At 69.0% G+C, this 22,586-nt stretch carries 21 protein-coding genes; 13 read left to right on the top strand and 8 right to left on the bottom strand.

The genetic code is table 11. From position 1 onward, the window contains the following. Positions 1–228: 228 nt before the first annotated feature. Both cgi121 and C3L37_RS08105 read right to left on the bottom strand, forming a co-directional pair. Positions 229–753 (bottom strand): KEOPS complex subunit Cgi121, encoded by a 525-nt coding sequence (gene cgi121 / locus C3L37_RS08110; RefSeq protein ID WP_129114116.1) that lies wholly within the window; start codon positions 751–753, stop codon positions 229–231. Beyond that, on the bottom strand, positions 750–3,191 hold the full coding sequence (locus tag C3L37_RS08105) for an ATP-dependent DNA helicase (protein WP_129114115.1): 2,442 nt from the start codon (positions 3,189–3,191) through the stop codon (positions 750–752). The genes cgi121 and C3L37_RS08105 overlap by 4 nt, the downstream gene beginning before the upstream one ends. 632 nt (positions 3,192–3,823) lie before the next feature. On the opposite strand from C3L37_RS08105, the gene C3L37_RS08100 reads away from it, so the two are divergent. From C3L37_RS08100 to C3L37_RS08085, 5 genes are all read left to right on the top strand, one after another. Then, complete coding sequence (locus C3L37_RS08100) at positions 3,824–4,069, top strand: ferredoxin (RefSeq protein WP_129114114.1); 246 nt, start codon at positions 3,824–3,826, stop codon at positions 4,067–4,069. Positions 4,070–4,170: 101 nt separating this feature from the next. Further along, positions 4,171–4,329: a hypothetical protein gene (locus C3L37_RS24280; protein WP_164974719.1), complete on the top strand. Its 159-nt coding sequence runs from the start codon at positions 4,171–4,173 to the stop codon at positions 4,327–4,329. 85 nt (positions 4,330–4,414) lie between these two features. Then, positions 4,415–6,898 carry a DEAD/DEAH box helicase gene (locus tag C3L37_RS08095; RefSeq protein WP_129114113.1) on the top strand — a complete coding sequence of 828 codons (2,484 nt, stop codon included), beginning with the start codon at positions 4,415–4,417 and terminating at the stop codon, positions 6,896–6,898. Between the two features lie 76 nt (positions 6,899–6,974). Beyond that, positions 6,975–7,193 (top strand): hypothetical protein, encoded by a 219-nt coding sequence (locus C3L37_RS08090; protein WP_129114112.1) that lies wholly within the window; start codon positions 6,975–6,977, stop codon positions 7,191–7,193. A gap of 96 nt (positions 7,194–7,289) precedes the next feature. After that, positions 7,290–7,508, top strand: a complete 219-nt coding sequence (locus C3L37_RS08085; RefSeq protein WP_129114111.1) for a hypothetical protein — start codon at positions 7,290–7,292, stop codon at positions 7,506–7,508. A gap of 64 nt (positions 7,509–7,572) precedes the next feature. Here C3L37_RS08085 and C3L37_RS08080 read toward each other — a convergent pair whose 3' ends face one another. Beyond that, positions 7,573–8,211 carry an Sjogren's syndrome/scleroderma autoantigen 1 family protein gene (locus tag C3L37_RS08080; protein ID WP_129114110.1) on the bottom strand — a complete coding sequence of 213 codons (639 nt, stop codon included), beginning with the start codon at positions 8,209–8,211 and terminating at the stop codon, positions 7,573–7,575. A 200-nt stretch (positions 8,212–8,411) separates the two neighbouring features. Here C3L37_RS08080 and mdh point away from each other — a divergent pair, with 200 nt between their 5' ends. After that, positions 8,412–9,326 (top strand): malate dehydrogenase, encoded by a 915-nt coding sequence (gene mdh / locus C3L37_RS08075; protein WP_129114109.1) that lies wholly within the window; start codon positions 8,412–8,414, stop codon positions 9,324–9,326. A gap of 130 nt (positions 9,327–9,456) precedes the next feature. Here the strand turns inward: mdh and C3L37_RS08070 are convergent, their stop codons facing one another. Further along, the gene (locus tag C3L37_RS08070) at positions 9,457–9,927 is read right to left on the bottom strand and encodes a hypothetical protein (protein WP_129114108.1); all 471 of its coding nucleotides are present in this window, start codon (positions 9,925–9,927) and stop codon (positions 9,457–9,459) included. Between the two features lie 534 nt (positions 9,928–10,461). On the opposite strand from C3L37_RS08070, the gene C3L37_RS08065 reads away from it, so the two are divergent. Further along, positions 10,462–11,286 carry a TrmB family transcriptional regulator gene (locus C3L37_RS08065; protein ID WP_129114107.1) on the top strand — a complete coding sequence of 275 codons (825 nt, stop codon included), beginning with the start codon at positions 10,462–10,464 and terminating at the stop codon, positions 11,284–11,286. A gap of 24 nt (positions 11,287–11,310) precedes the next feature. Here C3L37_RS08065 and C3L37_RS08060 read toward each other — a convergent pair whose 3' ends face one another. After that, a complete protein-coding gene (locus C3L37_RS08060; protein WP_129114106.1) occupies positions 11,311–13,071 on the bottom strand; it encodes an excinuclease ABC subunit C in 1,761 nt (586 codons plus the stop codon). 109 nt (positions 13,072–13,180) lie between these two features. Here C3L37_RS08060 and C3L37_RS08055 point away from each other — a divergent pair, with 109 nt between their 5' ends. From C3L37_RS08055 to C3L37_RS08040, 4 genes are all read left to right on the top strand, one after another. Next, positions 13,181–13,429 carry a hypothetical protein gene (locus C3L37_RS08055; RefSeq protein WP_129114105.1) on the top strand — a complete coding sequence of 83 codons (249 nt, stop codon included), beginning with the start codon at positions 13,181–13,183 and terminating at the stop codon, positions 13,427–13,429. Positions 13,430–13,518: 89 nt separating this feature from the next. Next, positions 13,519–13,806 (top strand): hypothetical protein, encoded by a 288-nt coding sequence (locus C3L37_RS08050; protein ID WP_129114104.1) that lies wholly within the window; start codon positions 13,519–13,521, stop codon positions 13,804–13,806. 123 nt (positions 13,807–13,929) lie between these two features. Next, complete coding sequence (locus tag C3L37_RS08045; protein ID WP_129114103.1) at positions 13,930–14,853, top strand: ABC transporter ATP-binding protein; 924 nt, start codon at positions 13,930–13,932, stop codon at positions 14,851–14,853. Continuing rightward, positions 14,850–15,665 (top strand): ABC transporter permease, encoded by an 816-nt coding sequence (locus C3L37_RS08040; RefSeq protein ID WP_129114102.1) that lies wholly within the window; start codon positions 14,850–14,852, stop codon positions 15,663–15,665. Before C3L37_RS08045 ends, C3L37_RS08040 begins: the two co-directional genes overlap by 4 nt. Positions 15,666–15,710: 45 nt before the next feature. Here the strand turns inward: C3L37_RS08040 and ligA are convergent, their stop codons facing one another. Next, on the bottom strand, positions 15,711–17,801 hold the full coding sequence (gene ligA / locus C3L37_RS08035) for an NAD-dependent DNA ligase LigA (protein WP_129114101.1): 2,091 nt from the start codon (positions 17,799–17,801) through the stop codon (positions 15,711–15,713). Between the two features lie 173 nt (positions 17,802–17,974). On the opposite strand from ligA, the gene C3L37_RS08030 reads away from it, so the two are divergent. Further along, the gene (locus tag C3L37_RS08030; protein WP_129114100.1) at positions 17,975–19,180 is read left to right on the top strand and encodes a pyridoxal-phosphate-dependent aminotransferase family protein; all 1,206 of its coding nucleotides are present in this window, start codon (positions 17,975–17,977) and stop codon (positions 19,178–19,180) included. Positions 19,181–19,553: 373 nt separating this feature from the next. Here C3L37_RS08030 and C3L37_RS24275 read toward each other — a convergent pair whose 3' ends face one another. Continuing rightward, a complete protein-coding gene (locus C3L37_RS24275) occupies positions 19,554–19,715 on the bottom strand; it encodes a hypothetical protein (RefSeq protein ID WP_164974718.1) in 162 nt (53 codons plus the stop codon). 204 nt (positions 19,716–19,919) lie between these two features. Further along, positions 19,920–21,137: a hypothetical protein gene (locus C3L37_RS08020; RefSeq protein ID WP_129114098.1), complete on the bottom strand. Its 1,218-nt coding sequence runs from the start codon at positions 21,135–21,137 to the stop codon at positions 19,920–19,922. A gap of 168 nt (positions 21,138–21,305) precedes the next feature. On the opposite strand from C3L37_RS08020, the gene C3L37_RS08015 reads away from it, so the two are divergent. Then, entirely contained in the window at positions 21,306–22,586 is a 1,281-nt protein-coding gene (locus C3L37_RS08015) for an O-acetylhomoserine aminocarboxypropyltransferase/cysteine synthase family protein (RefSeq protein WP_129114097.1), read from the top strand.

Raw genomic sequence — 22,586 nt, 5'->3', positions numbered from 1 at the left:
AGACTCCGGTCAGACGACCGAACTGGTTCGGCCGCATCACTACTCCTCGGTCGAAGCCGACGCGGACGCTCCGGGCACCGACCCGACCGCTCGACGGTTCGTCTACCTTCGGAATGTGACGTATCCACTTTCAGTTAGCTCTGAGAAAAGAATCGAAATCCAACCGTCTCTCGTCCGTCGATTTCCAGTCGAAATGAAGGGGTTGGTGAAAATCGGAGTATTTTTATATCATTTCTCAACGTCAAGCAACGCGACACGTTCGAGGACGACGTCGGCGAGGTCGCCGTCGACGGCCGCGAGTTCGGCGTCGACGACGCCGAAGAACTCGCGAACGCGGGCGCGATCGAATTCGCCGAGCGTCGCCGCCGGTTCGAGGAGATCTGCGACCGCACCGGCGGCATTCGACTCGTTCACGCCTTCTCCGTTCGCGCCTTCCCCATCCGCGCCCTCTCCGTCGACGAGCGCGACGATCGGCCGACGGCCCTCGCCGACGCCCATCTCCAGCGACTGGTCGATCTGCCGCCGACCGGCCGCGTAAAGTAGGATTTCGACCGCGCGTTCGCGGGCGACGTTCTCGTCGCGCTCGATCGCACGATCCGCCAGCTCTGCCGCGCGTTCGAGGTGTCCGCGCCCGACGACGTACCGCGCGTCGAACGCCTGCACCGTGACGCCGTACTCGTCTGCGATCTCGTCGACCCGGGCGAGGAACGCGTCGAGGTCGTCGATCTCGGCGATCCCCTCGACGAACCTCACTGGAAATCACCCAGGTTCGCCTGTCCGTCGCCGTCGGCGCTCGCCCCCGGTCGTGCACCGGTACCGGCGACGGCCGCGCCGGTCGCCTCGTCGGCGTCGACGTCGTCCATCGACGGGTCGCGCCGCCCGACGTTTTCGAGGATCCGCTCCGCCGTCTTCCGCCGGCCGCGGAGCGCGGCGAGGACCACGGATTTGTCCGCCTCGCGGAGGTCTGCGCGGCTCTCGACGCCGGCCTCGTACAGCCGTCTGGCGCGCTTGCGGCCGACGCCGCGAACGCCCGCCAGATCGAGCAGTTCCTCGCGGACGCCGTACTGGACGCGCTTTTTGGCCTCGCGGACCGCGACGTTCGTCCCGAGGTCGAGTTCGCCCGCGAGCTGTTCGGCCGCGCCGAGGAGCCACTCGGCCGTCTCGACCTTCCCGCGGACGTCCCCCGGTCCGACGCCGTACCGCTCGGTGATGCGATCCTCGTCGACCTCGCTCGCCCAGTCTTCGAGCAGCTTGGCCGTCTTGAGGGCCGCGAGCCAGTCCTCGAAAGCGACGTCGTCGTACTCCGACGGCGTCCGACCGAGGAGTTCGCCCTCCCGCTCGTAACACTCCTCCGTGTACGTCTCCCTGTCGCCCGACTTCAGGTACAGCTCGTACATGTCCGGGGTTCGGCAGACGAGGTGGTACAGCCCGAGCGGGGTCGGCTTCGGCGGTTCGGCGTCCTCTGCCTCGTCGGGGACGAGGTCGCTCGCGGGCGTGAACCCGTCCGCCGCGTCCGCGTCCGTCACGTCCGCCGCATCCGCACCCGAATCCGCCTCGGCCGCGGCGGGTCGGGATCGAGCGCGTCCGGCTCGCGCCCGAGATTTCGGGTCCGCGGCGCGCTCCGCCCCGTCGCGGAGGCCGTCGATGATCTCCGCGGCGCTCATCGGGTCGAGGTAGAGCCGCGAGACGGTGTGGCCGATCCCCGTCGCCGAGATCGCGTCGCCGTCGCGCTCGACGAAGTCGTTGACTTCGAGGTAGTCGAGCACCGAGTCCGTCACCGATTCGAGCCGCCCGCGGCCGTCGGTCTGCGTCGCGTACAGCGTCCGATCGAGGAACTCCAGGATGGCCTCCCGGGAGTTCGCGAACCCCGACGCGACGGTCGCGAGGAGGTGCGTCCGGAGGGCGGGTTCGGCCGCGAGCTTCGAGTGGACGTCCTCGGGGTCGGCCCAGACGTACCGCTCGAACAACTCGTCCATCGTGTCGGCGTCCGTCGCGAGCAGCACGGCCTCGCCGTAGGGGTCGAGGCCCGGTCGGCCCGCGCGCCCGCACATCTGGTGGATCTCCAGCACGTCCAGCGGTTTCATGCCGCCGAACTCGCCGTCGTAGCGCCGCCAGTCGCGGACGATCACCCGCCGGCTCGGGGTGTTCACGCCCGCCGCCAGCGTCGGCGTCGCGCAGACGATCTTGACGAGCCTGTCGCGGAAGGCGTCCTCGACGAGGCGGCGGTGCTCGGCCGCGAGGCCGGCGTGGTGGAACGCCGCGCCCTTCGCGACGACCCGCGCGAGCGTCTCGCTCGTCTCTGTGTCCGAGACGCCGCGGATCTCCTCGGCCAGTTCGACGAGGTCGTTGCGCTCGCCGGTCGTGATCCGTTCGCCCGCGACGCCCGCGAGGCGCTTCGCCGCGGCCTCGGCGTTCCGCCGGGAGTTGACGAACACGAGCGTCGAGCCCCCCTCGTCGAGGGTGTCGGCGGCGAGCGCCGCGGTCTTCCGTTCCCCGGAGGCGACGGGCACCTCCCGCTGGCTCCCGTCGTCGAAGTTGATCGCGTTGCCGTAGTGGACGCCCGTCTTCAGGTCGATGGGCCGCCAGTCCGACTGGACGAGTTCGGCGTCGAGCCACGCGGCGACCTCGCCGGCGTTGCCGACCGTCGCGGACAGCGCGACCACCTGCAGTCCGGGGTTGATCCGGCGGAGCTTCGCGAGGGTGACTTCGAGCGTCGGGCCGCGGTGGCGGTCGTCCACGAGGTGGACCTCGTCGGCGACGACGCAGGAGAGCTCGGAGATCCACGGCGCGCCGTTGCGGACGAGCGAGTCCACCTTCTCGCTCGTCGCGACGATGAGGTCGCGGGTGGCGAGCCACTCGCCGCTCGACTCGTAATTGCCGGTCGAGACGCCGACGCTCACCCCGTGCTCCTCCCACCGTTCGAACTCGGCCTTCTTCTCCGACGCTAGCGCGCGGAGCGGGACGATGTAGAGGGCCTTCCCGCCGCGTTCGCGCTGGACGGACGAGAGCATCGCCAGCTCGGCGATGAGCGTCTTCCCGCTCGCCGTCGGGACCGACGCGACGAGGCTCTCGCCCTCCATGATCCCCGCCTCGACGGCCTCGGCCTGCGGCGGGTAGAGCTCCTCGACGCCCTCCGATTCGAGCCGCTCCGCGACGCCCGGCGGCAGACCGGTCAGGTCCGCTGTCTTCATTGGCCTCCTTTGGATCGTGTTCCGGTTTAAATTGTCGGAGGCGGGGCGGAAGTGGAGCGGGGAAGGGCCGCGTCCGGCCAGTAGACCGATCATCGACCCCTTCGGGTCCATCGACGCCGGGGTTTTCACCCTCCCACCCGTACCGTGCTCTGTTCGGTGGGTCGTTCACCTCTATCGCTCGGCGACGGACTGGGCGTACCTCCGACAACGGTTGCGAGCGTTTCGAGGTACGCTGAGTGATCCCTTCTTCAAACGCATCAAATATTTATAACCTAACCCCGCCAAGCCGAAAGTAGCGATGAATTGGATCTTACCGCTGGCCTCTCTGGGTTGTCTTCTTATGGGGGTCGGAAGTTACGCCGTCTGGTACGCGTTCGCGCACCCTCTCTGCACGTTAACTGGCGAGTGCGGACCGAACGTCCCGATCGCTCTACCGGGTCTCTCAGCCGCCCTCATCGGACTTTCGCTGCTCCTCTACGTTCGGCGACGAACCTAAACGCCGGCCGGCGGCATCCACACCCACCACGGGACCGATAGTTGTCGCACCGAGGCAGGGACACGCGCCCATCTCCCTCGGAGAAACCCGCCGCCGCGTCGCCACCCCTATGTAACCCACCCGCCAACCCACTCGTATGAGGATCGAGTACGACCGCGACACGTGCATCGGGATGTTCCAGTGCGTGGACGAGTGGGAGCGGTTCGAGAAGAACCTCGACGAGGGGAAGGCCGACCTCGATGGCTCGGAGGAGGTCGACGAGGACCTGTACGTCGTCGAGGTGCCCGAGGGCGAGGAACTCGACGCGGAGTTCGCCGCGCGGGTCTGCCCCGTCGACGCGATCGCGCTCTACGACGACGACGGCGAGCGCATCGTCCCCTGATCGTCCGCCCACCGCCCGGATCGCAGACGTCCGTTTCGTTCAACCGAATCCGACGCAACTGTTATCTTCCTCACCCGTGATAGCTCCCCTGAGCACGAGCCATGAGCCGACGTTCCCACGATCGCCGCGGTTCGCGCGACCGGCTGTCGGAGTGGGCCGCCCTCGTCGGCGCGGAACTGCCGGGGGAGAGCGAGGCGTCGAGCCCGGCCGACGACGAGGCGTCGCGGTCGGCGGAGGCGGACGCCGACCGCCGTAGCTGACGATTCGGTCCCGCCCGCCGCGCCGGCTTCACTTTCACCCCGGTTCGGGAACGCTTAACCGCGCGGCCCCGTAACCGGACGGACGATGGCGGCAACGGACGACGTGGCCTACGTCGAACACCCACTGCTGACTCCGTCGTTCATCCAGCGCCGGCTCTACCAGATCCGGCTCGCCGGCGCGGCGCGAGACGCGCACACGCTCGTCTGCCTGCCGACGGGGCTCGGAAAGACGACCGTGAGCCTCCTCGTGACGGCCGAACGGCTCGACGAGGTCGGCGGGAAGTCGCTCTTTCTCGCGCCGACGAAGCCGCTCGTCCAGCAGCACGCCGACTTCTACCGCGAGGCGCTCTCGACCCCCGACGACGAGGTCGTCGTCTTCACCGGCGACGTCCGCCCGGACGACCGCGCGGCGCTGTGGGACGACGCCCGGATCGTCGTCGCCACGCCGCAGGTCGTCGAGAACGACCTCGTCGGCAACCGGATCAGCCTGCGCGACGTCACCCACCTCACCTTCGACGAGTGCCACCGCGCGACCGGCGACTACGCCTACGTCTACATCGCGGAGCGGTACCACGACGACGCCGCGAACCCGCTCGTGACCGGCATGAGCGCGTCGCCCGGCGGCGACAAGGAGGCCATCCTGGAGGTGTGCGAGAACCTCGGCATCTCGGAGGTCGAGGTGATGACCGAGGACGACGCCGACGTGTCGGAGTACACGTACGACACGGAGGTCGAGTGGGAGCGCATCCAGCTTCCGCCCGAGATCCTGGCGATGCGCGACGCGCTCAACGAGGTGATCCGAGACCGCCTCCGGAAGCTCAAGTCGCTCGGCGTGACGAACACCACGCAGCCGGACGTCTCTCAGAAGGAGCTGAACAAGATCGGCGCGCAGCTGCGGACGATGATGAACAACGACCAGTCGGCGGGCTACAAGGGGATGTCCACGCACGCGGAGGTGATGAAGCTCCGACGCGCCGTCGAGCTGGTCGAGACCCAGAGCGTCGAGTCTGTCCGGCGGTACTTCGAACGGCAGCGAAACGCCGCGCGCTCGTCGGGGGCGTCGAAGGCGAGCCAGCGGCTCGTCACGGAGCCGAAGGTGCGCGAGGCGATGCGGAAGGCCGAGTCGTTCTCCGACCTGCACCCGAAGTTCTCGAAGACGCGCATCCTGCTCGCGGAGACGCTCGGCATCCGCGGCGGCCGGCGCGTCATCGTCTTCACCGAGTCCCGCGACACCGCCGAGGCGCTCACGGATTTCCTCTCCGAGAGCTTCGACACCCGGCGGTTCGTCGGACAGGGCGACAAGGAGGGGAGCGACGGGATGACGCAGAAAGAACAGCAGGAGACGCTGGACGCGTTTCGCGCCGGGGAGTTCGAGGTGCTCGTCTCGACCTCCGTCGCCGAGGAGGGGCTGGACGTGCCGGAGGTCGACCTCGTGCTCTTTTACGAGCCGGTCCCGACGGCGATCCGCTCGATTCAACGGAAGGGCCGAACCGGGCGGCAGACGGAGGGTCGGGTCGTCGTCCTGATGGCGGAGGACACCCGCGACGAGGCGTACTTCTGGATCTCCCGCCGGAAGGAGAGCCAGATGGAGGACGAACTCCGGAAGCTCAAGGGCGTCGCCGCGGAGGTCGAAAAGGAGCTCGACGACAGCCAGCGGTCGCTGTCGGCGTTCGGCGGGGCGAGCGGTGCGGGGACGGGCGACGACGCGGCGGCGGAAGGCGAACCGGCGGACCCGCCGGGCGACGAGCCGTCGTCCGCGGGCGCGGGTCGGCGCGAGCGCCTCCAGCCCGGACTGGGCGATTTCGGCGAGACCGGAGGCGGTGGGAACGGAGAGGAAAAACGCGAAGACGGCGACGCGGTCGACGACGAAGCGGAACCGGACCGAGACGGCGTCGTCGCGGCCGCCGGCACCGACGCGGCGGAGGCGGTCGAGATCGTCGCGGACCAGCGGGAACTCGACTCGACCATCGCCCGCGACCTCTCGACGCGCGAGGGGATCGAGACGCGCCTCGAAACGCTCGCCGTCGGCGACTACGTCCTCTCGGACCGGGTGGCCGTCGAGCGCAAGTCGGTGTCGGACTTCCTCGACACGCTCACCGGCGGCGATCGGTCGCTGTTCGACCAGATCCGCGACCTCTCGCGTCACTACGCCCGGCCGGTCGTGGTGATCGAGGGCGACGGTCTCTACGAGGAGCGCAACGTCCACCCGAACGCCATCCGCGGCGCGCTCGCCAGCCTCGCGGTCGATTACGGCGTGAGCGTCCTCCGGACGGAGGACGAGCGCGACACCGCAGACCTGCTCGAGGTGATCGCCTCGCGCGAGCAGACGAAGCGCGACCGCGCGGTGAGCGTCCACGGCGAGAAGGGCGCGAAGACGCTGGCCGAACAGCAGGAGTACGTCGTCGGCGCCATCGCCGACATCGGCCCCGTCACCGCCCGATCGCTGCTCGATCACTTCGGCAGCGTCGAGGCCGTGATGACCGCCGACGAGGACGACCTGCTCGAAGTCGACGGCGTCGGCCCGGTCACGGCGGAGCGCATCCGAGAAATCGTCGGCGTCGAGTATTAGGTGATATTATCGAGACTGTATGCTACAGCTAGCTTGCAGGAAACCTTTATATGCCTTGCTGACGATTAACTCAAACATGAGTAATAAATTCGAAACCGACGTCGCCCCGGCCGACGTCGCGTTCTACGGTCGACCGCAGCACGAGAGAGCGACGGCGTCCGAGCGGGAGTGGTACGGGGGTGAGGACGACGTCTCGGTCGCGGAGTACGAACGCCGCGCTGCGCTCGCTCACTACCACGAGATTCCCGCGGCGATCGCCGCCCCGTCGGTCGAAAGAGCCGGTGCGACCACGTAATAACCGGCAGAACGCTTTTGGGTGACGCTCGTGTCACGTACATCCACACCCATCATGTCGCCACCACAGGCGGACTCTCTCGACGGGAGGTCGGAGATGTCCCTGTACGGCGCTCCGCAGCACGAACGCGCGTCCGTCGACGAACGGCGGCTGTACGGCCCGCCGCAACACGAGACGGACGTCCCCGAGGAACCCCCGTTCCTCTTCCCGCGGTGGCGGTCCGATTCGGACGACGGATCAGCGAACGGTTCCTCGTCCGGCCCGTCGCCGACGGTCGTGACGGGCGGCTACCCCGCGACCGTCCTCGACGACTGACGCCGCGGATTTCGACCCCGCGAAACGCGTATTTTCGCCGCACGATCTCCGACGAGAGCCGCGGTTACTGGCGCAGCGCGGCGAGCGCCTCGGCCGCCTCGCGCGACGCTGCGAGCCACTCGGTCGCGCTCCTCGGGTCGTCCGCCGCCTCCGCCTCTCGGGCGCATCGCGTCAGCGCATCGACCAGCGCCGCCCGGGCTTCGCTCGGACCCGCGCCCGCGCTCTCGCCCGTCGCGACGACCCGACGGGATGCGGCCCCGTCCGCCGGTGACGACCGGCCCGCCGGCTCGTCGACGTTTCGGCTCGCTCCCCCGGGCGCTTCCGGGTTCTGACCGTCGACGCTCTCCCCCGCTGCAGCGGCCGGTCCGCCCGACGGTTCGTCGGCCGGTCGATCTTCGCCGGCCTCGGCGTCGCCGGCCTCGCTCGCGCCCGGAACGGCTTCCGTCGCCCCCGTCGCCCCGGTCGCCTCCTCGCCGTCGTCGACCCGTGCCGCCTCCGCGCCGGCTTCGCGGCAGATGGGGCAGAACTCCTCGCCGCCCTGGCGAAAGAGGGGGTTGCCGCACGCGTCGCAGTGTTTGTTCGTCATCGTCGCGCCCTGGAGCAGGAGTTCGCTCATCACCTGCGTCGATTTCCGCTTTTCCCTGTCCTTCTCGAACTTCTTGCGGAGTTTCTCCCGCTCGGCCTCCTTGTCGAAGTCGCTCATGTCGTCTACGTGGTTCCTCGGGTCGAAAAAGTCAACGGGACGGCGGGCGGAGAACGACGCCCTCCCGCCGGCGACGCGCTCGTCGTCGACGCCTTCGCCGGGACGGAATTCGACGTTCGACGAACATAATTTTCGTCAGGCCCTCCTTTTCCGCGTCTTTCGAAGCGTTTAATCGGAACCGCGGGGCAGATTCACGTGGTATGTCGAAAGTTAGCGTGGTCGGCGCCGCGGGCACGGTGGGCGCTGCCGCAGGATACAATCTCGCACTCCGCGACGTCGTGGACGAGCTCGTGTTCGTGGATATTCCGGACATGGAGGACAAGACGGTCGGACAGGCCGCGGACACGAACCACGGCATCGCCTACGACTCGAACACGCGGGTCAGACAGGGCACCTACGAGGACACCGCCGGCTCGGACGTGGTCGTCATCACGGCCGGCATCCCGCGCAAGCCGGGGCAGACCCGGATCGACCTCGCGGGCGACAACGCGCCCATCATGGACGACATCGGTTCCTCGCTCGCCGAGCACAACGACGACTTCGTCTCCGTCACCACGTCGAACCCCGTCGACCTCCTGAACCGCCACCTCTACGAGACGGGCGACCGCGATCGCCACGCCGTGATCGGCTTCGGCGGTCGCCTCGACAGCGCCCGCTTCCGCTACGTCCTCTCGCAGCGCTTCGGCGTGCCGGTGAAGAACGTCGAGGCGACCATCCTCGGCGAGCACGGCGACGCGCAGGTCCCCGTCTTCTCGAAGGTCCGCGTCGACGGCCGCGACCCCGAGTTCACGGACGACGAAAAGGAGGAGATTCTGGGCGACTTACAGGAGTCGGCCATGGACGTCATCGAACGCAAGGGCGCGACCCAGTGGGGTCCCGCGACGGGCGTCGCCCACATGGTCGAGGCGATTCTGCGCGACACGGGCGCGGTGCTGCCCGGATCGCTCGTCCTCGACGGCGAGTTCGGCTACGACGACACCGCCTTCGGCGTGCCGGTCAAACTCGGCTCCGACGGCGTCGAGGAGGTCGTCGAGTGGGAACTCGACGAGTATGAGCGCGAACTGATGGACGGCGCGGCCGAGAAACTCCGCGAGCAGTACGAGAAGATCTCCTGAACGGTCGGTCGACGGACCTCGCCGGCGTCGAACGCGAGGATCGACGGGATGACCGAACGCGACGATCAGAACCGAACGCGACGATCGAACGCGGACCCCGATCGGCGTCTCACCCGGACGACCGCGCGAACTACCGGCCGTCGGTCGCGAGCCGGTAGAGGCCCGAAGCGACCAGCAGGCCGAACGCGGCCGCGGCCCACGTCTCGACCGAGAACGCGTCGAACGGCGGCGTGCCGGCGTTCGCGCCGACGACCGCGACGACGCCGCCGACGCCGACGAAGAACTCGACCGGCGGCGATGCGGACGTCCTCTCGTCGCGGCGTTCGGCCGCTTGTTCGGTCTCCACGATCTCCTCCGCGAGTTCCGCGACGGTCATCCGTCCGCCGTTCGCCGCCAAACACCGCACGATCGTCCGCTGTCGATCGTCTTCCAGCGCGATCTCCGCGGCGTCGTTTTCCGACTCCGACGAGCGTGCGGACGACGCGTCCGCTCGGCTCCGCTGTGATTTGCGAGGGGCCTTCCTTCGACGATCGGGTGCCTCCGACTTCGGATTCGAAGCGCCGAGGCGCGGATTCGCCGCCTTCGCCAACATCACCGCCATAGCCGCCCAATCGGAACGATCGCCGCCCGTGCTACGCTCGTCGGCCTCTTCGACAGAGCCGTCTCCTTCGGTGGGATGCCTCTTACTCCGTGCGTCTCCCGCTTCGGCGCGCGACCGATCAGTTCTCGACGAACGCATGCGTTAACAGTCCGTTTCGAAGACTGCCATCCGAGGATGACAGCCCGGCGTGCGCCGTGAGTGGTTGGGCTCTCTTAGCACGCCAACCCCTAGGTTTTCCCTTCCCGTTATAACCGTTTTGTGATTAAACGAGTTAAAAAAGATGTGCACGCGCGAGCGGGTCACGCCGGGCTGTGAGGGACCGTACGCGTTCATTTTAGTTTCTAGTGACAACGACGGTGGACCCGATCCACGGCGTGCGTAAGGGCTATTCCTTTCGGTGACGTCATAACTCACCTGCGGTCGATCAATCTGCTTTCGGCTCGTCTCGATTTCGAAAACGGGATTCCGATAGGATATTTTGGGCCGACTATCAAGTGGGGGCAGGCCTGAAAGCAGGAGGCCGTGGTTGGGCTCATGACGAACACATCACCCGAACGGGAATCGATCGATCTGTTACAGCAGTTGGGAATGAAACAGTACGAGGCGGAGTGCTTCGTCGCGCTGACGCGCCTTTCGAAGGGCGGCACCGCAAAGGAGATCAGCGACGTCACGGACGTTCCGCGGACCCGCGTGTACGACGCGATTCGAACGCTGGAGGCGCAGGGGCTCGTCGAGGTCCAGCACAGCAGCCCGCAGCGCTTCCGGGCGCTGTCGATCGACGAGGCCACGCACACCCTTCGCCGGCGGTACGACTCGAAGGTCGACAGCCTCCGAGAGACGCTGGCTCGGCTCGAACCCGAGGAAGTCGCCGGCGACGAACGTCCCGTCCACGAGGTCTGGTCCCTCTCCGGCGAAACCTCGATCGAATCACGGACGCGACAACTCGTCGACGACGCCGACGAGGAGATCCTCTTTCTCGCTTCCGACGACGCCGCGATCTCCGGACCGTTGCTGGACGCGTTCGCCGACGCGACGGAGCGCGGCGTCTCCGTGGCGGTCGGAACGCTCTCCGACGCCTCCCGGCGCCGCGTTCGCGACTTCGTCCCCGAGGTCCGGACGCTCGGCTCGGGGTTGAAGTGGCTTCGGAACGACGCCGACGACGCCGCGCTGGTTCGGGTGCTCCTCGTCGATTGGGACGCGCTACTCGTGAGTTCGCGCGCGACCGGAGCCGACGGCCCGGCCGGAACCGAGACCGCCATCTACGGCAGCGGGCTCGACAACGGGGTCGTCGTGCTCGTTCGTCGGCTGCTGTCGACCGAGGCGTCCGGCGTCGTCGACCTCGCGCGCGAGACGACCTGACGGCGCGCCGTCGCCCCCAGTCGTTCACAACCGCTCTCTCAGCGCGCGCGCCGTCTTCTCGCCCACGCCCGGCACGTCCAGCAGGTCGGCGACCGACGCTCGCCTGACGTTCTCGACGCTGCCGAACCGTCGCAGGAGCCGCCGTCGCGTCGCCGGGCCGATCCCGGGCACGTCGTCCAGCACCGTCTTCACCTCGTCGCGAACGGTCTGGTGGTACTGGACGGCGAAGCGGTGCGCCTCGTCTCGGACGCGCTGGAGGACGTGTAACTGCGGCGCGTCGCTCGGCCACCGGCGGACGCCGTCGGGCGCGATCACGAGCTCCTCTTCCTTCGCCAGCGCGACCGCGGGCACGTCCCAGCCGACCTCGTCGAGGGCGTCCAGCGCGGCGGCGAGCTGTCCCTCGCCGCCGTCGATGAGCAGCAGGTCGGGATCCGGGCGGTCGTCGCGCCCCTCGACCGCCCGCTTCGCCCGCCACCGGATCAGCTCCCGCATGTTCGCGTAGTCGTCGTTCCGCTCGGGGAGCTTCTTTCGGCGGTAGTCGGCCTTCTCCGCCACCGCCCTGTGGGAGCGTCCCCCCACCCCCTCGTCCACGAAGCAGACGTCGCTTCCGACGACGGCCCGACCCTGCGCGTGGCTCACGTCGAACCCCTCGATGCGGGTCGGCCGGGGGAGCGAAAGCGCCTCGCCCAGCGCGCCGAGTTCGTCCTCGCCTCCCGCCCCCCGTCGCGCGTTCTTCAGGGCGAGCTCGACGAGCTTCGCCTCCCGCCCCGTCCCCGGAACGCGGACGGCGACGCCCTCGGCGTCGAGCCAGGCGAGCAGCTCGTCGTCGTCGGGGCGCTCGGACAGAAACAGCGCGTCCGGCAGCTCGCGCTCCGCGTAGTACTGCGGGATGAACGCCGCGAGGAGCGTCGCGATCCGATCCTCGCCGTCCGGCGCGTCGAGGCGGTGGCGCGAGCGGTCGACGAGCTGGCCGCGCTCGCTGTGGAGGCGCGCGACGGTCGCCGCGTCCCCCTCGATGGCGACGCCGAGCACGTCGACGGCGCGCTCGTCGCGCCGCGCCGACACCGCCTCGCCGCCCTCGCCGTGGAACGACTCGACCGCGTCGAGCCTGTCGCGGAGGTTCGCCGCGCGCTCGAACTCCCTCCCCTGGGCGGCCGCCTCCATCGCCCGCCGGAGCGGATCCGAGAGCACGCCGGTCTCGCCCTCGAAGAAGCGGACGACGGATTCCACGTCCTCGTTGTACGCGGCCTCGCCGATCTCGCCGGTGCACGGTGCGGTGCAGAGGCCCATCTCGTAGTCGAGACAGGGTCGGTCGCGCCCGGCGTACTTGTGATCCGAGCAGCCGCGGAGGCCGTACGTCTCCCTGAGCGCCTTGACGACGGTCTCGACCCGACCCTTGTCGGTGAACGGACCGAAGACGGTCGCGGCCTCGTCCGGGTCGCGGGTGACCTCGATGCGCGGGATCGGGTGCGCCGTGAGCTGGACGAGCGGGTAGGACTTGTCGTCCTTCAGCCGGACGTTGTAGCGCGGCTGGTAGCGTTTGATCAGGTTCGCTTCGAGCAACAGCGCCTGCGTCTCGGTGTCGGTGACGGAGAAGTCGATCCCGTCCGCGCGCGCGACCATCCGTCGGATGCGGTCGCTCCGGGGATCGGCGTACGACCGAACCCGACTCCGGAGGTCGACGGCCTTCCCGACGTACAGCACCGTCTCGTCCTCGTGAAACTGGTACACGCCCGGCTCGCGCGGAAGGTCGCTCGCGCGCTCGCCGACGCCGCTCGCATCCATCGGTTTCGGTAGCGTCCGGACGGCCTTGAGGGTGACGCGTTCGGCGTCGAACCCGCCCGCTCGGTCCCGACCAGTGCGTTTAACACGTCCGACCCGTCGTAGTGGGCGTATGGACTCTCGATCGACCGAGAACGTCGACGATCGGACGGAAGCCATCGACACGCTCGAAGACCTCTCCAGCGCCCTGAGCACGGCGTCGCACGAGGTCGGCGAGGTCGAAAAGACGCTGCGAACGCCGAAAGTCCCCGACGACCTCGTGTCCGACTCGGACGTCGAGGACCTCCGGGTCGCCGTCGAGAACGTCGACGCCGTCAAGTCGCGGCTCGACGAGCTCACGGCGCAGCTCCGCGACGCGTAGGCGCGACGTCGGGGAACCCCCCGCGAATCCGACGACTCGCGGCGCGCATCCCGAGGTTTACGTCGCCGACGCACCTACCGGCGAGCGACATGACCGCCGACTCGGACCCTGACCCAGACGCCGTCCGTCTGTGGCTCGTCGAGCGCTCGTACGACGACCGGAACCTCATCACCCTCGTCTACGCGACGCCGGACGGCGAGCGGATGCTCCGCAAGGAACAGGCGGCGACGATCATGCGCCAGCGCGGGGCGTCCGTCACCGCCGCCGTCGACGCCGAACCGGCGGCGCTCGACGCAGTTCCGGAGGAGGATCGCGACCGATACGCCGAGGAGGCGGCGCGAACCGCAGCGGGGTACGAACCGGGCGAGGAGGTTTGAGCCCGACGCCGAATCCGCCCCCTCAAATCGCCCGACGCGTCCGGCCAGAGCCGGTCTGAACAAGAATCTGTCGGCTGCGGCGAGACCTAAACTCTTTATCGGATGCTGAGACAAAAGCAACGCATGGCCGCTATCGAACTGGCTGGCGTGACGAAGCGCTTCGGCGGCGTCACCGCCGTGGAGGACCTCGACCTCACGGTCCCCGAGGGAGAGGTGTTCGGTTTTCTCGGCCCGAACGGCGCGGGAAAGTCGACGACGATCAACATGCTGTTGGACTTCGTCAGGCCGACGGCCGGCACGGTTCGCGTGCTCGGGCTCGACGCGCAGCGCGAGAGCGTGACGGTCCGCCGGCGGACGGGCGTGCTCCCCGAGGGATTCGGCGTGTACAATCGCCTCACCGGGCGCAAACACGTCGAGTTCGCGATGCGCTCGAAGGAGGTCGAGGGCGACCCCGACGCGATCCTCGAACGGGTCGGCATCGCCGACGCGGCCGATCGGAAGGCCGGCGGGTACTCGAAGGGGATGCGCCAGCGCCTCGCGCTGGGGATGGCGCTCGTCGGCGAGCCGGACCTCCTCATCCTCGACGAGCCGTCCTCGGGTCTCGATCCCGCCGGCGCGAAGGAGATGCGCGACATCGTCCGCACGGAGGCGGGACGCGGGGCGACCGTGTTCTTCTCCAGTCACGTGCTCGGACAGGTCGAGGCGGTCTGCGACCGCGTCGGCATCATGCGGGCGGGCGAACTGGTCGCCGAAGACAGCATCGCCGGCCTCCGCGAGGCGGCCGGCGGCGAGTCGACGCTGGTCGTCACCGTCGATAGCGCGACCGACGACGACCTCGCCGCCGTGCGCGCGCTCCCCGGCGTCTCCGGCGCGTCGACCGACGGCGGGACCGTCACCGTCGCCTGCGACTCGGACGCGAAGACGCGGGCCATCGCCGCCCTCGAAGAGGAGGGCATGACCGTCAGGGACTTCAAGACGGAGGAGGCCTCGCTGGAGGACCTGTTCCTCGCGTACACCGAGGACGGTCGGCAGGAGGTGCGCGCATGAGCTGGCAGGCGGTCGCGCGAAAGGACTTCCAGGACGCCGTCCGCTCGCGGTGGCTGCTCGCGCTGACGGCGCTCTTCGTCCTGCTCGTCTCCGCGCTGGCGTACATCGTCCGCCCCCAGCAGGGCCAGACGTTCAGCTCGAACGAGATCCTCAACCTCGCGAACGGAACGCTCGTCACGACGCTCGTGCCGCTCATCGCGCTCGTCATCGCGTACAACGCCATCGTGGGCGAGCGCGAGACCGGCTCGCTGAAGCTCCTCCTGTCGCTGCCGCACTCGCGCGCCGACGTGGTCCTCGGGAAGGTGCTTGGCCGGTCGGGCGCGATCGCCGCGCCGATCGTCGTCGGCTTCGTCGTGCCGGCGCTGCTGCTCGCGATCGGACCGCTGCAGTTCGACGCGGGCTCCTACCTCGGCTACACGCTCCTCACCGCGTTCCTCGGATCCGTCTTCGTCGCCATCGCGGTCGGATTCTCGGCGGCGACGGCCTCCCAGCGGCTCGCGATGGCCGGCGCGGTCGGGCTGTACTTCCTGTTCGTCCCGCTGTGGGGCGCCGTCCGATTCCCGCTTCAGATGTACTTCGGACTCGGCGGCGGCCCCGACTGGCTCCCCATCGAGGGGTCGCAGGTGATCGAGATACTCACGCTGCTCAACCCCACCGGATCGTTCAAGATCGTCTCGGGGGCGTTCCTCGGCGGCGACCTCTTCACGGCCGGCGACGTCTCGACGCAGGCGGCCGCGGCCGCGATGCTCCTCGGCTGGCTCGCGCTCCCGCCGCTGCTCGGCCTCTGGAAGTTCGAAAGCGACGACCTCTGAGGTCGTCGTCCGGTCCGACCGTCATCGCCCGTCCGACGGCGTCCGCTACCGATCCGGCGACGGCGAGTAGTCGACGCCCCGTTCTTCGAGCAGGTCGGCGAACCCTTCCTCGTCGAGGACCGGCACGCCGTGCTCCTCGGCGTCGTCGAGCTTTCGCCGTCCCCCCCCTTCGCCGACGACGAGGTAATCTGTGTTCCCGGAGACGCTGCTCGTCGCGGTCGCGCCACGGGCCTCCACCAGCTCCTGCGCCTCGTCCCGCGTGATCGAGAGCGCCCCGGTGAACACGAACGTCAGCCCGTCGAGTTCGTCGCCGCCCTCGACCGCCTCGGCTCGCGGCGTCACGTACTGTAGAAGATCGTCGATGACCGCCTCGTTCTCCTCGTTCTCGAAGAAGTCGCGAACGTGCGCCGCGACCGTCGGGCCGACGTCGTCGACGGCGCGAAGCTCCTCCGCGGAGGCGCTCCGGACGGCGTCGAAGGTGCCGAACTCGCGGGCGAGGCCGCGGGCGGTCGCGTCGCCGACCGTCGGAATCCCGAGCGCCGCGAGGAAGTCGCCGAGCGGCGGCTCGCGGGACGCCTCGATCTCGCGGACGAGGTTGTCGGCGCTCGTCTCGCCCCACCCCTCCAGTTCGGCGAGGTCGTCGCGGTCGAGCCGGTAGAGGTCGGGGAGCGATTCGAGCAGTCCCGCCTCCCGCAGCCGTTCGATCCGCTCCGCGCCGAGCCCCTCGATGTCGAGTCCGCCCCGGCTGGCGTAGTGCTGGATCGTCCGTTCGAGTTGGGCCTTGCAGGCCAGCCCGCCCGTGCAGTAGGCGATCGGGCCGTCGCGTTCGACCTCGCTGCCGCAGACGGGGCACTCGTCGGGGTACTCGAAGTGCCCCTCGGCGTTCTTCTCGACGACCTCATCGACGTAAGGGATCACGTCGCCCGCGCGCTGGACGCGCACGCTGTCGCCGACGTTCACCCCGAGCGACTCGATCTCTTCGGGGTTGTGCAGCGTCGCCCGCGAGACCGTGACGCCGCCGACGTCGACGGGATCGAGCAGCGCGACGGGCGTGAGCCGGCCGGTTCGGCCAACCTGGATCACGACGTCGGTCAGGGTCGTCACCTCCGAGCGGGCGGGGAACTTGTACGCGAACGCCCAGCGGGTCGCCCGCGCCGTCGCGCCCAGCCGCTCGCACTGCTCGCGGTCGTTCACCTTGACGACGACGCCGTCGATCTCGTAGTTCAACTCGTCGCGCTCGACCAGGAGGCGGTCGCGGTATTCGATCGCGCCCTCGACGCCGCCGACGAGCGCCGCGCGGTCGTTCGTCCGCAGCCCCCACTCTGCGAGCCGCTCGTACTCCCCGAGGTTGGTCTCGACGCCGTCCCAGTCGTCGCCGTCGGCCGTCGTCGCGGCCATCACGTCGTAGAAGAAGCAATCGAGCGGACGCTCGGCGACGACCGCCGGGTCGAGCTGACGGAGCGTCCCGGCCGCGGCGTTTCGCGGGTTGGCGAACGGGTCCTCCCCGGCTTCGACCCGCTCTCGGTTGTGCGCCCGGAAGGCGTCCTTCGGCACGTACACCTCGCCTCGGACGGCGAGTCGGTCGGGGAAGTCACCGCGGAGGCGCGTCGGCACCGTGCGGATCGTCCGGACCTGCGCGGTCACGTCGTCGCCCTCGCGGCCGTTGCCGCGGGTCGCCGCGCGCTCGTACCGGCCGTCCTCGTAGATCACCTCGACGGAGAGGCCGTCGAACTTCGGCTCGCAGACGTACTCGACCTCGCCGACCGCTCGACGGACGCGCTCGTCGAACGCCCGTACGTCGTCGGCGTCGCCGCTCCCTTCGATCGACAACATGGGCGCGACGTGCTCGACCGTCTCGAGTTCGTCCATCGGCTCGCCGCCGATGCGCCGGGTGGGGCTGTCGGCCGTCTGCAGGCCGAACTCGTCCTCCAACTCCTGCAAGCGGGCGAACAGCGCGTCGTACGTTCGGTCCGCGATGACCGGGTCGTTCTCGACGTAGTAGCGGTGGTCGTGCTCGCGGACGGCCTCGCGCAGCAGCGTCACCTGCTCTTCGGCTCGCTCCTCGTCCATCTCCTCCAGCGGTTCGAAGTCCGTCGGCGGATTTCGCAGGTAGGGGTTCGACGCCTGCTCGCTCATTGACGCGGGTTGGTGCGTCTTCGAAGTAAAGCCTCTGGAGACCGAGCGCGCAGCCTCGGAACGCGGATTCGGCTCGCGCCCGGGTCCGCAGTCGCCGACACGGCGAGGTCGCCCAGTGGCGACGTTTGCAGTCACCCGCGACGCTTATCCCGCGCGAGCGTGGACGACCACGTATGCCAGAGGACTCGGAGGACTTTCTGCTCCTCAATCCCGGCCCGGTACCCGTGACGGACGAGGTGCTGCGGGCGATGGCCGAACCGATGGTCTCGCACCGATCGACCGAGTTCGAAGCCGTCTACGAGCGCGCGCAGGACGGACTCGACTACGTCTTCACGCGCTCGACGCCCGACGGCGAGACGACGAGCGAGGGCGGCACCTCGCTGATCCTGAACGGGACGGCGACGATGGGGATGGAAGCCGCCGTCGCGAACCTCGTCGGAGGCGGCGGCAACGTGGTGTCGCTCGTCAACGGCAAGTTCGGGCGGCGCTTCGCCCGCATCGCCGACCGCTACGCCTCCGTCACCCGCGTCGAAGCCGACTGGGGCGCGTCGATCCCGGTAGAGGCGGTCGCCGAGGCGGTCACGGACGACACCGACCTCGTCACGATGGTCCACAACGAGACCAGCACGGGCCTGCTCAATCCCGTCGCCGAGGTGGGCGAGATCGCGGCCGAACACGGCGCGCGCTTCGTCGTCGACGGCGTCACCAGCCTCGGCGGCGACGAGTTCCGAATCGACGACTGGAACGTCGACGTGGCGATCACGGACGCCCAGAAGGCGCTGGCCGCGCCCCCGGGGACGAGCGCGATGTACGTCACCGAGGGCGCGGAAGACGCGCTCGACGGGGAGTCCGCCCCGTTCTACGAGGACCTCGACTGGCACCTCCGCAAGGCGGCGCAGCACCAGACGCCATTCACGAGCGCCGTGCCGCTCTTCCGCGCGCTCGCCGTCGCCGTCGAGGACATCGTCGAGGAGACGATGCCCGCCCGCATCGAGCGTCACCGCGCGCAGGCGCGCGCGTTCCGCGAAGGTTTCGCCGCGATGGGGCTCGATTCCTTCCCGGCCCCCGAGGGGCCGACCGCCTTCTCGAACACCGTCACGGCGATCTCGCTACCCGAGTCGATCCGCGGCGACGACTCGGCCGCGTTCTTCGACGCCGTGGCGGACCGAAACGTCAGCATCTCCGGCGGCCAGGCCCACCTCGGCGGGCGGATCTTCCGCGTCAGCAACATGGGTCGGCTGTCTGCGGCGCAGATCCTCCGCGGGGTCCGAGCGGTCGGCGAGGCGATGGACGAGGTCGGCATCGACGTCGACGTGGACGCCGGCGCGGACGCCGCCGAGGCTGAACTTCCAGCCGAGGCGGACGCGGTCGAGGCGTAGGCGGGTTCGCGTCGAATTCTGCAACGTCTTTTTCCTCTCTCAACACTGGTAATTGGTTCTGAGCCTGCGGCCGATCCGCCTCTTGTGCGGTACTACGTGCCGCCCGTTCACGTCTCGGGCGTGCCCCGCGCCCCACGTTCTATATCGTAGCATAACATTCATCGATTCCTCTTACGGGCTAAAAGCGCGGTCGTTCGGAGTCGGCGCGCTGTCCGTTTCGATCTTCACTTGAGCCCTATCGTCTACCTTCGGCGACCCATGGAACTTACGCTCCTCGCTCCCGGCGACTCGGCCGGCTTCCCGATGCTCGATGCGGCTGCGAGACCTGCCGGTCCGCCCGCGAGTGCTGTATCGAGCGGTCGTACTTTTCGGTTCACGACGATCGAACCGACGAGGCGTTGCTCGCCGTCGCCGGACCCGAGTTCCGGACGCGGGAGGCGACGCTCCCCGACGAGCGCGCCGTCACCCACGACTTCGACCGCGCCGTCGGCCTCGGCAACGCCGGAATCACCTCGAACGGGGCGATGAGCCCCACGGTCGGTTTCCGTTGCAGCCGACGACGCGGGGACGGCCGTCCCCCATCCGAACGCGAAGACGACCGCCGCCCTCGCCGACGGGCTGGACGCCGAGCGGACTCGAATCGTCCACGTCCGCCACCACTGCCCGCCGATGTGCCGTTCGACGAATCGATCGCGAACGACGGCGGCGACGCGTTCTCCGAGTCGTATCCGGCGTCCGCTTATAACTGTAAACCGACCATCGCGATACGAAAGCCGACTCGTTCCAATTCGTCGGTCCGTTCGTCGGCCGGGTAGACGACCACCGGAACTTCGTCGGCCTCCGTCGCCGCGAGCGTCGACCCCACGGCGTCGAGCGCCTCCGAGGCGGTCTCGGCGACAGCGATGCGGAGCGTCGACGGCCACGCGTCGACGCGGAAATCGACCGCCTCGTCGGTCGTCACGCCCTCGCCGTAGTGCTCGGCGAGTCGCCGTTCGACCCGGTCACGAAACGACGTGCGCGTCTCGTCCGCCGAGACCGGCGTCAGTTCGCCGTGCTCCTCCTGAACCGTCTCCATCGGGATCCCCAGCGTCGTTCGGTCGCTCCCGGCGAAGAGGAGGCTGACGCCGTAGAAGCCGTCCTCCCGCTCGATCCCGATGACGCTCCCGCTGTCGCCCCCGGCGCTCATCGGGCCGAACACGTCCACGCCCTCGAAGACGACCGGCTCGTCGTAGTAGCCGCCGACCCTGATTCGCGCGTCCCGGCTCCGCAGGTCGCCCGCGGTGACGCCGGTCGTCCGGCCGCTTTTCACGTACTCCTCGCCGAATTCGGCGTCGGTCCACCCGCGGAACGGGCCGATCCCCAGCACGTCGTCGCGAAGGCCCGCCTCGTCGACCGCGACGAGCGCGCTGTCGGTCCGGTTCGGCTCGTCGGGATGGATCTCGCCCCACTCGCGTAGCTCTCCGATGCGGTCCTCGGCGTCGCCGCCGTCCGCCGGGCCGGGCTGGAGGACCGGGTCGTCCCGCTCCGCGCTTCCCACCGGCGCGGCGACGTGGGCGTTCGTGAGCGCGACGGTTTCTCCGCTTTCGGTTCGGAGCGCGGGCGTTCCGAGCGTTCCGGCGCTCACCTCCGGATGGCCGCACGACACGCCCGCCGGCGCGGGTCGCCATCGACGCTTTCGGTTCCGATCGGTTCGTTCGACCGGCCGAACCGCCGCCTGCGTGCGAACGTCGCCGACCTCCTGTACGTCGGTCTGCACCTCCTCGCCGTCGATCGTCACCGTTCGCGGCAGGCGGTCGGACTCCGAGAGTTGCGCCTCGGGCACTTTCCTGCTGACGAACACGACGACCGCGTCCTCGCCGGTCTCCCGTTCTCCGACGCGCTTCGGCCCGATGCCGGTCCCGACGACGTTCGCGCACGATTCTAACTCGTTCCGTACGTCCGCTGGAATGTGATCCATGGGAATAATTCCACATCAAAAAACATAGTTGTTGTCTATACTGTACTCGGATAAACCGCCGAGGTGGAGCCACCGTCTCCGCCCGATCGCGTCCCCGCCGGCGTCTCCGCCAGCAGCTCTTGCCGTAACTGCTGGTTATAAGACTCTGAGGTAATATGCGTAGTACACATGACCCGCGGCTTCCACACCCGAAGTCTCCACGCCGGGCAGGAGCCCGACCCGGCGACGGGTGCGCGCGCTCCGCCCATCTATCAGACCACGTCGTACCTGTTCGAGGGCGCGAATCACGCCGCCGACCTCTACGCGCTCGACAGGGAGGGGGACGTGTACTCGCGGATCTCCAACCCGACGACGCGCCTGCTCGAAGACCGTCTCACGGACCTCGAAGGCGGCGTCGGCGCCGTCGCCACCGCCGCCGGGATGGCCGCCATCGACGCGGCGACGAGCGTCCTCGCCGAAGCGGGGGACAACATCGTCGCCTCCGCCGACATGTACGGCGGCACCTCGACGTACTTCACGAAGATGGCGAGTCGACGGGGCGTCGAGACGCGCGTCGTCGAAACGCTCGATTACGACGCCTACGAGGAGGCGATCGACGCGAACACCGCGTTCGTCCACGTCGAGACGATCGCCAACCCTTCCCTCGTCACGCCGGACTTCGAACGGATCGCCGAGATCGCCCACGACCGCGCCGCGCCGCTGGTAGTCGACAACACGTTCGCCACCCCCGCCCTCTGCCGGCCGATCGAACACGGCGCGGACGTCGTCTGGGAGTCGACGACGAAGTGGATCCACGGCTCCGGGACGACCGTCGGGGGCATCCTCGTCGACGGCGGGACGTTCCCGTGGGACCACCCGGACGCCGAGTACCCGGAACTCGCGGGCGAAAACCCCGCGTTCGGGATCGACTTCTCCGAACGCTTCGGCGAGCGGGCGTTCGCCGCGGCCGCCCGCCAGCGCGCCGTCCGAAGCCTCGGCAACCAGCAGTCGCCGTTCGACGCCTGGCAGACGCTGCAGGGGCTCGAAACCCTCCCGCTTCGGATGGAGAAACACTGCGAGAACGCCCGCGCCGTCGCCGAGTTCCTCCGCGATCACGACGAGGTCGGGTGGGTCACCTACAACGGGCTCGAGGAGCACCCCACCCACGACAACGCGACCCGGTACCTGTCGGGGTACGGCGGGATGATCACCTTCGGCCTCGCGGCGGGTTTCGACGCGAGCAAGCGACTCTGCGAGGAGGTCGAACTCGCTTCGTTCCTCGCGAACATCGGCGACGCGAAGACGCTCGTCATCCACCCCGCGAGCACGACGCACGCGCAGTTGACCGAGGAGGAACAGCGGGCGGGCGGCGTGACGCCCGACATGCTCCGCCTTTCGGTCGGGATCGAAGACGCCGAGGACGTGATCGACGACCTCGACCGCGCCATCGAGCGCGCGACGGGGGGGTGA

The organism is Halegenticoccus tardaugens, assembly GCF_004116405.1.
Taxonomy (GTDB): domain Archaea; phylum Halobacteriota; class Halobacteria; order Halobacteriales; family Haloferacaceae; genus Halegenticoccus; species Halegenticoccus tardaugens.
The sequence above is the reverse complement of the archived record's forward strand: the minus strand, read 5'-3'. Positions and strand labels throughout refer to the sequence as shown.

Excerpts from the sequence above, each read along its gene's own strand:
- C3L37_RS08065 (WP_129114107.1), top strand. The coding sequence starts at position 10,462 with ATGACGAACACATCACCCGAACGGGAATCGATCGATCTGTTACAGCAG.
- C3L37_RS08055 (WP_129114105.1), top strand. The coding sequence starts at position 13,181 with ATGGACTCTCGATCGACCGAGAACGTCGACGATCGGACGGAAGCCATC.
- C3L37_RS08100 (WP_129114114.1), top strand. The coding sequence starts at position 3,824 with ATGAGGATCGAGTACGACCGCGACACGTGCATCGGGATGTTCCAGTGC.
- C3L37_RS08095 (WP_129114113.1), top strand. The coding sequence starts at position 4,415 with ATGGCGGCAACGGACGACGTGGCCTACGTCGAACACCCACTGCTGACT.
- C3L37_RS08080 (WP_129114110.1), bottom strand. The coding sequence starts at position 8,211 with ATGAGCGACTTCGACAAGGAGGCCGAGCGGGAGAAACTCCGCAAGAAG.
- C3L37_RS08040 (WP_129114102.1), top strand. The coding sequence starts at position 14,850 with ATGAGCTGGCAGGCGGTCGCGCGAAAGGACTTCCAGGACGCCGTCCGC.
- mdh (WP_129114109.1), top strand. The coding sequence starts at position 8,412 with ATGTCGAAAGTTAGCGTGGTCGGCGCCGCGGGCACGGTGGGCGCTGCC.
- C3L37_RS08070 (WP_129114108.1), bottom strand. The coding sequence starts at position 9,927 with ATGGCGGTGATGTTGGCGAAGGCGGCGAATCCGCGCCTCGGCGCTTCG.
- C3L37_RS24280 (WP_164974719.1), top strand. The coding sequence starts at position 4,171 with ATGAGCCGACGTTCCCACGATCGCCGCGGTTCGCGCGACCGGCTGTCG.
- ligA (WP_129114101.1), bottom strand. The coding sequence starts at position 17,801 with ATGAGCGAGCAGGCGTCGAACCCCTACCTGCGAAATCCGCCGACGGAC.
- C3L37_RS08050 (WP_129114104.1), top strand. The coding sequence starts at position 13,519 with ATGACCGCCGACTCGGACCCTGACCCAGACGCCGTCCGTCTGTGGCTC.
- C3L37_RS08105 (WP_129114115.1), bottom strand. The coding sequence starts at position 3,191 with ATGAAGACAGCGGACCTGACCGGTCTGCCGCCGGGCGTCGCGGAGCGG.
- C3L37_RS08060 (WP_129114106.1), bottom strand. The coding sequence starts at position 13,071 with ATGGATGCGAGCGGCGTCGGCGAGCGCGCGAGCGACCTTCCGCGCGAG.
- C3L37_RS08085 (WP_129114111.1), top strand. The coding sequence starts at position 7,290 with ATGTCCCTGTACGGCGCTCCGCAGCACGAACGCGCGTCCGTCGACGAA.
- C3L37_RS08090 (WP_129114112.1), top strand. The coding sequence starts at position 6,975 with ATGAGTAATAAATTCGAAACCGACGTCGCCCCGGCCGACGTCGCGTTC.
- C3L37_RS08045 (WP_129114103.1), top strand. The coding sequence starts at position 13,930 with ATGGCCGCTATCGAACTGGCTGGCGTGACGAAGCGCTTCGGCGGCGTC.
- C3L37_RS08015 (WP_129114097.1), top strand. The coding sequence starts at position 21,306 with ATGACCCGCGGCTTCCACACCCGAAGTCTCCACGCCGGGCAGGAGCCC.
- C3L37_RS08020 (WP_129114098.1), bottom strand. The coding sequence starts at position 21,137 with ATGGATCACATTCCAGCGGACGTACGGAACGAGTTAGAATCGTGCGCG.
- C3L37_RS08030 (WP_129114100.1), top strand. The coding sequence starts at position 17,975 with ATGCCAGAGGACTCGGAGGACTTTCTGCTCCTCAATCCCGGCCCGGTA.